The organism is Collinsella aerofaciens, from assembly GCF_032584215.1.
Classification (GTDB): domain Bacteria; phylum Actinomycetota; class Coriobacteriia; order Coriobacteriales; family Coriobacteriaceae; genus Collinsella.
The window spans coordinates 1-679 of the sequence record NZ_JAWHPN010000078.1; the positions used below are offsets into that span (position 1 = coordinate 1).

The 679-nt window shown below is 63.9% G+C and carries 1 protein-coding gene; it reads right to left on the bottom strand.

Annotated features, from left to right (window positions below):
- Positions 1–679, bottom strand: a 679-nt coding sequence (locus RX395_RS09820) for a hypothetical protein (protein WP_316367294.1), incomplete at both ends; no start/stop codon positions are given.

Below are 679 nucleotides of genomic sequence, written 5' to 3' on the forward strand. Positions count from 1 at the left end.
GCACATTGCCGTCAAAGGTCTCCACCTTCACCGTCCGGTTGAAGGCGTCGTAGCTGTACCTTGCCTTGTCGTCTTGGAGCAGGTTGCCCGCATTGTCGTACTGGAAGGGGGTGGTCACGCCGCCCCGGGTCAGGGCCATCAGGCGGTTGCGGGGGTCGTACTGGTACAATTCCTCCTCGCCGCCCACCAGACGCCGGGCGCGGTTGCCCGCCTTGTCGTAGAACAGCTCCTCGGAATAGGCCGGGTAGTCCACCCGCTGGAGCTGATTGAGGGCGTCGTACTGGTACAGGGTCGTCCCGTCCAGGGCCTGTTTTCGGATTCGGTTGCCGTTTCCATCATAGGCATAGCTGGTCTGGGAGAGCAGGACATCCCCCGAGCGGACGGTGAGGCCCGTCAGGTTTTTGTCCAGGTCGTAGGCGTATTCCTGCCGGATGGGGCCGTGGGCCACGGCCCTGGGCGTGCCGTCCGGGTTGTAGGTGTAGACCGCCAGCTCCTGCCCGTCATCGGTGAGGCGCAGAAGCTGTCCCATGGGGTCATAGTCGAAGCCGGTCAGCTTGCCCGTTACGTCGACCTGCCGTACCTTGTTGCCATTCCGGTCATACTCCAGGGCCAGAAGGGTCCGCCCGCTGGCGCTCTTGCGGGTCACGCGGCCCATCTCGTCATACTCATAGGCGTACCG